Here is a 7,880-nt window from a genome sequence, read left to right as displayed (position 1 = left end):
TGGACAAAAGAAGAAAAGGGAAAAACGAGAGAAGAAAAGCTTGAAGAATACCAACACTTTTTGAGTAAAATAAATGCTTTTGGTTATTTATCACACTCATTTAACAATAGCAGTAAAACATGGGCTGTTTTAGGTATGGATAATACAGTGTCCGAATTGGGAGAAAGTAATGGCGGAACAGGAAAAAGTATTTTCGGATTCGCATTGGGAGAGCTCTTCAAATACGCTTATATATCGGGTAAGAAAAGAAATTTAACCGAAGATAACCATATCTGGCAAGGAGTTGATGAAAGAACCCGAATCATTCTTATCGATGATGTAAGGCAAAGTTTTGATTTTGAATTTTTATATCCTGTCCTGACAGGACAGCTGGTGGTAAACCCAAAGAACAAGTCTGCTTTTACAATTCCCAAAGATTTAACCCCTAAACTTTACATTTCCACCAATCATGCTCTTAAAGTCAATGGGAACTCTGATTTAAGGCGACAATGGAAAATTGGCTTTTCAGATTATTATAACAGCAATCGAAATCCTGCACAGGAATTCGGTAGGATCTTCTTTGATCAGGATGAATGGCCGGATGAACAATGGAACAAATTCTACAATGTTGCGGCTTATTCTATTCAATCATATCTAAAACTTGGTAAGATAGAAGCACCTCAGCAATCAATCAGATTAAGAGAACTGATAGCAATTATGGGCAATGATTTTCTGGATTGGGCAGAAACATATTTCTATGACTCTTCAAGAAAGGATACAAGTCTTGAGAGATCCAGTCTTTACGAAGACTTCAAATTGAACAATCCAACCATTATCAAATTTTATTCTTCCAGGAAGTTTAAAGCATGCATAAAAGCTTATTGTGAATACAAAGGATATACTTTCAATCCCGAAAAGAATGGAGAGGATGACAAGCGCAACAGCATCGAATATTTTACACTTGGAATCAAATTATAGAAGTGTGATAATACAATACTATATAACTTATAAATATATCTGTACTTTAGTACTTAACATATATATAATACAGAAATACAGCAGTTTAAGAAGTACAATTAGAGTACAGATCAGTACAGAAGTCTTAATTTGTTAGATTAAAAAGTACTGTACTTTCAGTACTGATTGTCTTTTAGGTGCATGTCGTTGATTTACTGAAAGATAAAGGCTGAAAAAAGGCTTGTAGTACTAAAGTACAGTTTAAAACCCAATTTATACCTATAATAATTCCTAAAAATTCAACAACTCAAAAGATAAGAAAAAAAGAAAAATCCCATTAAATCATCAAAGGAATAACTGCTAAAATTATTTTACATTTTTATTTACAATTTAAACCAAACTTAAGATGGAAACCAAAATCCAAGAAATTTTAAAGCTCCTCAAGGAAGGGCGATCATATCAATTTATCCAAACAAGTCTTAATGTTTCACCAACAAAAATTTCAAAGATTAAGAAAGAGTATCTGGACAGTCAAGCGATGGAAGAAAATGATGTTTCAGAAAGTGGTAGCGGTAGTGGTAGTAGTACTACCGGTAGTGCCCAAAATGATACAAAAACGCAGAATACAGACAGTAATCACATCCCCCCTTCTGGTAGTAGTAGTGATAGTGGTAGTGATAGCAGTAGCGATCCTAAATCAATATATGATGTACGAAAATTGGAGTTGGAGCAAGAGTTAAGGATACAAAAATTAAAATATGAGGATAGAGAAAAAGAAAGAGCATTTCAAAGAGCAAATAATAAAAACAAGGGGCAAGAACATCCAGCTGTAAAAGATGATTATCTGTTTAAACAAGAATTAAAGAAAAAGCGTGAGATAGCAAAAGAAAAGCTATTCGGCCTCGATCTTGATGATGATGAATTAGCAAAGAACGATAAATGTGTAATCTACTCCTCATTAGATTTGATGAATAAGAAGACCTATTAGTTCTAGCACTAAATTTTAGTTATGGGGAATGATACAATATTATTATTCCCTTATTTTACTGTTGCAATATATCAAATATTGACTTGAGCATCATCACGTAAACCATTATGGTTTTCTTGGTTATATTAATTCTAATACATTATAACCTGTTATTGCATGTTACTCTAAAACAGAACTCTCGAATTCAATGGTATAAACGCATTTAGTTTATTAAATTTGGGGGCAAGTACTATTTAAGTGCATTAAGTTCACAGAAGGAAAATCAGAAAATTGCCCGAACAACAAAACATAGAATACAAACAAATCTGGCACGATGATTACCTGAAATGGGTATGTGGTTTTGCCAACTCCATAGGAGGAATCATTTATATCGGAAAAAATGATTCTGGGAATGTAGTTCACTTACCTAACTATGAAAGACTCATGGCGGATGTCCCGAATAAAATTCGAAATAGTATGGGGATCATCTGTGATGTGCAGTTAGAAGATGATGAAGGCAGTAAATATATCTCCATAAAAGTAAGCCCCTACTCTGTTGCCGTATCTTTAAGAGGCAGGTTTTATTATCGTTCCGGCAGTACAAACCTTGAGTTGACCGGGGTTGAATTAACTGAATTTTTATTAAAAAAAACTGGTAAAACTTGGGATGATGTAGTTGAAGAAGGAGCAAATATTCAAGACATTAATGAAGATAGTCTAAAGAAATTCATAGAAGACAGCAAGGAAAAGGGCAGAATGCCGGAAACTAAAGGGTTGTCCACATTTGAGATACTTGAAAAACTACAACTTACCGATGGAAGTAAATTAAAGCGAGCCGCTATTGTTCTTTTCGGGAAAGACCCTAGTAGATTTTATCCCAATGTTCAGGTTAATATTGGCCGTTTTAGGAAAGATTCAACTGACTTAAAATTCCAGGAAATTGTAGAAGGTAACCTAGTTCATATATTAAACGAAGTGCAGGTACAACTGAATCATAAGTTTTTAACCAGACCGGTGGTCTTTTCAGGAATGCAACGTATAGAGAATGATGAATACCCTGTGGATGCATTAAGAGAAATGTTACTCAATGCATTAGTACACAGAACTTATATGGGAGCACACATTCAGATGCGGGTTTATGATGACCGCCTTTCCATCTGGAACGAAGGAGGTTTGCCTTTGGGACTTATTCTTGAAGAATTGAAAAAAGAGCATAACTCTCGTCCACGTAATCCTAAAATTGCAAAAGCATGCTTTATGGCTGGTTATATTGATACTTGGGGGCGAGGTACACTTAAAATTATAAATGCATGTAAAGAAGCTAAGCTTCCTGAGCCGGATATTTTAGAAAAGGATGGTGGTATATTAGTTATTCTTCATAAAAGAAGTGAGCATGAAAGTAGTCAAGTAAGTAACCAAGCTAGAAGCCTAACATTTAGCAACATAGAAGACATCATTGCTTTTTGTAACCAAGCAGGTAACCAAGCTGATAACCAAGCTAGTGACCAAGCTAGTGAGGTAGTTAATGCAGAGATTCATACAAGAGTAGCAGATATACTTAAAATTGCTAAAAGTTGGATAAGGCGTGAAGATTTATTTAATGCTATTAAAATTAGTAATCAATCAAAAAACAGGAAAAAGTATCTAGACCCACTCATAGATTTAGGATGGATTTCCATGGAGTATCCAGATAAAAAAACACATCCAAATCAAAAGTATAAAATCACAGAACCAGGCATTAATTTATTAAAGCTAATAAGCAAACCATAAATCTTTGCTTAAAGAACTGGTTTTTAATGTAGAAGAAATAAACTACATTATTAATAATCATGATTTGAAAATAGGTGTTCTTAAGTCCATTTACTTATACCAAACTATCAGCAAAGAAATATCAGAAATGACCAGTAAATTCAGACTATGCCCTGCAAACTACATGCAAATGGATTTAAGGTTTTCATGTAGTACATACTACCGTAGTACTTCACCAGTAGAAACTGTTACAACATCTACTCTATCTCAATAAATTAATATACAGCTTTACGATTACAATCTTTGAGCAACAATCTTCTTAGCTTTATTCTTTTAACTAATAAATTTTTAAGATTATGAAAAAGAAGAAATCGTATCCACTTCTTTACAAGTTAGCATATGCTATTGGTAAAGAAAAAGAACTTGTTCCAAGAAGCGAACAGTTAAAGATTCCCAAACAAACTAAATACTATTGGAGAAGCTTACCTGAGACAAGTATTGTTAAACTCGAGGATCAATTGCAAATAAGCAAAGAGGTCAAACAAGTTATCACTGATAATAATATTAGCTCAATTCATTACAGGAAACTTCTTATGATTACTGCAAGAATCCATTTTAAATCAGTTGATTTCATTGGTGAAAAAAACTATATTAAAATATTAGAAAGAAATAAAAGAGAATTTGTTAATCTAATAGAAGCTTATTCAAACATTCTAACTCGTGATACACTATTAAAATGGTTTAAGGTACAACCAAGGAAATACCTTGTTTGGTATTACCAAATTCAATATGAATGTGATTCTAGTAAAATACTCCTTTGTGCTAAGAAGTTTCCTCAGCAACTAACGATTAGAGAATTTACAATCATTGAAAAAGCACTTTTTGATCCAAATTTTAGGAACTGGCCTAAATGTGCTATTCATGCTGATTTAGTAAAACGAAAGCTACTTACTATATCAAGATCTACTTTTTACAAACATGCATCTAAAATACTACCTTCATCAAATAGGAAGCAAGGAAAACGTAAAAAACATAAGCCTTTACGTGCGATGAGGATAAATGAATATTGGCATTTCGATATCAGTTATTTTAGAACGCTAAACGGAGAAAAGCAATATATATATGCAATTATCGATAATTTTAGCCGTAAAATATTAGCATGGAGGTGTGAAGATAAGATACGTAATTCTATTGTTTGTGAAATGTTAGAAGAAGCATTGGGTATTAAGATAAAAGCAAGCTTGACATTAGTAAGTGATGGAGGATCAGAAAACATTGGGAATAATATTCGAAAAATTGTTGAATATTATAAACTGTTTTATAATTCTGAAATATCGCACAAAATAGCTTTAAAAGATATTAGATATAGTAATTCTATGATTGAGCGTTTTTTTAGGATAATGAAATCTGATTATCTTTATATCCAACATGCTGAAAACCCAGGAATACTAATTAAACAATTAAAATCTTTGATAATTGAATACAATTTTATCAGACCACACTACTCTTTGGGTTATTTGACACCTGATGAAAAATTTAGAGGACTTCCGCAACCCGACCTATCTGAAAGGATTAAAAAAGCAAGGGAAAAAAGGAATCTAAAAAACAAAACATGCAATTGTATGAAATGTACTTGCTCATGATACTATTCATTTCTATTCATCTCTTAAAAAGTACAAAAAGTCCAGTAATTTGTACCTTGCTTTCGGAAAAGCACATTTTTCCGAATGCACTACTAGCCTACTCAATAGCTTCAAATATTAAGAAACAGCTCGTTTTTTTAGTCAAATAAATTTGGTTTGAATCCCTGAGGGATCATTGTAACCTTCTTGTTCTCCTTTGATTCAACATTGGAACATACCGAAAAAGTGTTTTGTCAATTACCGAAAACGACATCCAATAACATTCAGAAACGTGATAAAACGTTTTTAAACGCTTTGCCAGGCTAAATGGCGATATGGAGATTTGGCGATTTGATTTCGCCATTTCGCCAAATCGCTATATCGCCACTTGAATGATTTGCGTTTGTTAACAATAAATATCTTCAATCACCTCAATAAAGTCAAACTACCACTCAACTCTTTACTCTTCCCATTTGCCCCTTTGGCGCGAATGCTATAGTAATAAGTACCTAAAGGGCAGGTCTTTCCTCTAAAGCTTCCATCCCAACCTTCACTTAGCTTATCACTTTCAAATACCTTTTCACCCCAGCTATTAAAAATCTGAATATTGTACTCTGAAATAAAGATGCCTTTTGGCAGGAAAATGTCATTAACACCATCTCCATTTGGAGTGAAAGAGTTTGGAATAAATAATCGAAACTCAGTTGGTATGCAGAGGACATTGGAAACGGACTCTAAGCTATCTCCGTTTCGGTAAGCTATCACACGGTAGCAGTAGGAGGCTGCTTTAAGATTAGTCAGACTGTCTTTGAAAGTTACGGGTTTTGGGATACGGGTTACGGGTTGGTAAGTACTATTATTGGAGCTTTGTAAATCTAAACCCTTTACCTGCAACTCGTATCTCGAAACTCCCTCTTGCCATTCTTCATAAGACGACCATGTCAAACGAGGATAGGCTTCATTGGTATCTACCCTTAGCAAAATACTCTTCCCATAATTCGAATACTCACCTGTAAATTCACAACTATCAGTAACGCTAATCCTGTAATAATAACTCTGCATATCAGGGTAAACCATATAATCTTCATAGTTGAAAGTGCCCTGATCCTCATCTGAAAGATAATCCCACCAAGACCCATCATCTGAGCGCTCCAGATGATAGGTCTTGGGGATACCCTCAACAGGTTTCTTCCACTCCACAAAAATATGTTCATTGTTTACTACGGTAGCTCTTTCAAGTAATGGTGCTGAAACTTTGCTTTCGATAGTAAAGAATTGAGTGGTATCTGTTACACAACCAAAATCACTGGTACTGAAAAGCGTTACCGATTTGTGACCTGTATAATAATAAATCGTAAAAGGATTCTGACTTCCGCTGGTACTACCATTCTTAAAGTCCCAAAACCATTTAGTGATGTTACCACTATCAACCATAGAACTATCAAAAAACCACATGGTATCTTCTAGGCAATTGTTGAGATAAATAAATGCTGCCAAAGGCATCGGATACACATAGATATTTTGTTTAGTTGTGTCGGTGCAGTTTTGATTACTGGTTGCTATGAGCTGAATTGTGTACTTGCCCCACTTCGTAAATGTTATGGAATCATAATGTTCTGATGCTACAGTGTCATTTTCAATAATCCACTGATAACTCATAACTCCATCACTGATTACTGATTGATTCGTGAAATCAAAACTATTGGAATCGAGGCATTGAGTACTGTCATTAATGCTGAAATCAGCCAGAGGACTAGCAAAAAGTTTTGCTTGCTTTACAAGAGTATCTGAACAGCCATGAGTAGTGTTAGTGATCAATCTGATATCGATTATTCCAGAATTCTGAAGTACAAGAGAATCTATATGATAATTTGAAAATGTGTCACTATTGTTAACTATCCATTGGTTTAGAATAATGCTATCACCTTGAATAAATGAAATATTCTCGGTAGAAATCATATGTCCATTAAAGCATTGGGCGGTATCAGCTATGCTGAAATCACTAATAGGTGAAGGGCTAACTGTAATGAGCTTAGTGATGGAATCAGTACAGTTGTTGGATGTCTTGGTAACAAGTTGTAAATTCCATGTGGCAGCCTGAAGTTCATCAATAAAAGGAAAACTACCCTGCACAGTGTCAAAGGGTGCTGTAAGGCTTGTATCAACTCTCCAGTACCATTTATTAATGCTATCTCCAATTACTGTTGACAGATTAGTGATAATGAAGTTTTGCTCATTGAAACATTGAAATGAATCGTTGATGGAAAATTCAGCTTTGGGCATTGGATGAACCACAAATTGCACGTTTGTCGTATCTGAACATCCATGAGTAGTAAATGTTATAAGTTCTAATGTGTGGTTTCCAGCTTTCAAAGAATCTACAAAGTCAGGTACTTTTGAATTGGAAAATGCCAACGAATCTAATAACCAGTGATACTGATTGATAGAATCTCTATTGACAATTGATAAGTTATTGACCAAAAAATGCTGCTCATTATAACATATTGCAGAATCATTCAGGTCAAACAAAGCTTCAGGCATGGGATTTACATACACCGTTTTTGTCTTGCTAGCTTTACAGCCATAATCCGACAAAACAATCAAGG

6 protein-coding genes are annotated in these 7,880 nt (G+C 34.2%); 5 read left to right on the top strand and 1 reads right to left on the bottom strand.

Features of this window, described 5'->3' with window-relative positions:
• From HOG71_13640 to HOG71_13620, 5 genes are all read left to right on the top strand, one after another.
• Nucleotides 1–957 (top strand): DNA primase (locus HOG71_13640; GenBank protein ID MBT5991887.1); only part of this gene is annotated, 957 nt, incomplete at its 5' end.
• A 385-nt stretch (nucleotides 958–1,342) separates the two neighbouring features.
• Complete coding sequence (locus HOG71_13635) at nucleotides 1,343–1,924, top strand: hypothetical protein (GenBank protein MBT5991886.1); 582 nt, start codon at nucleotides 1,343–1,345, stop codon at nucleotides 1,922–1,924.
• Between the two features lie 270 nt (nucleotides 1,925–2,194).
• On the top strand, nucleotides 2,195–3,673 hold the full coding sequence (locus HOG71_13630) for a transcriptional regulator (GenBank protein MBT5991885.1): 1,479 nt from the start codon (nucleotides 2,195–2,197) through the stop codon (nucleotides 3,671–3,673).
• A 4-nt stretch (nucleotides 3,674–3,677) separates the two neighbouring features.
• Nucleotides 3,678–3,926 (top strand): hypothetical protein, encoded by a 249-nt coding sequence (locus tag HOG71_13625; GenBank protein MBT5991884.1) that lies wholly within the window; start codon nucleotides 3,678–3,680, stop codon nucleotides 3,924–3,926.
• A gap of 82 nt (nucleotides 3,927–4,008) precedes the next feature.
• Nucleotides 4,009–5,295 carry a transposase gene (locus HOG71_13620; protein MBT5991883.1) on the top strand — a complete coding sequence of 429 codons (1,287 nt, stop codon included), beginning with the start codon at nucleotides 4,009–4,011 and terminating at the stop codon, nucleotides 5,293–5,295.
• A 405-nt stretch (nucleotides 5,296–5,700) separates the two neighbouring features.
• Here the strand turns inward: HOG71_13620 and HOG71_13615 are convergent.
• Nucleotides 5,701–7,880, bottom strand: a 2,180-nt coding sequence (locus HOG71_13615; protein MBT5991882.1) for a T9SS type B sorting domain-containing protein, incomplete at its 5' end; no start/stop codon positions are given.

Source organism: Bacteroidota bacterium, assembly GCA_018698135.1.
Taxonomy (GTDB): Bacteria; Bacteroidota; Bacteroidia; order CAILMK01; family JAAYUY01; genus JABINZ01.
The sequence above is the reverse complement of the archived record's forward strand: the minus strand, read 5'-3'. Positions and strand labels throughout refer to the sequence as shown.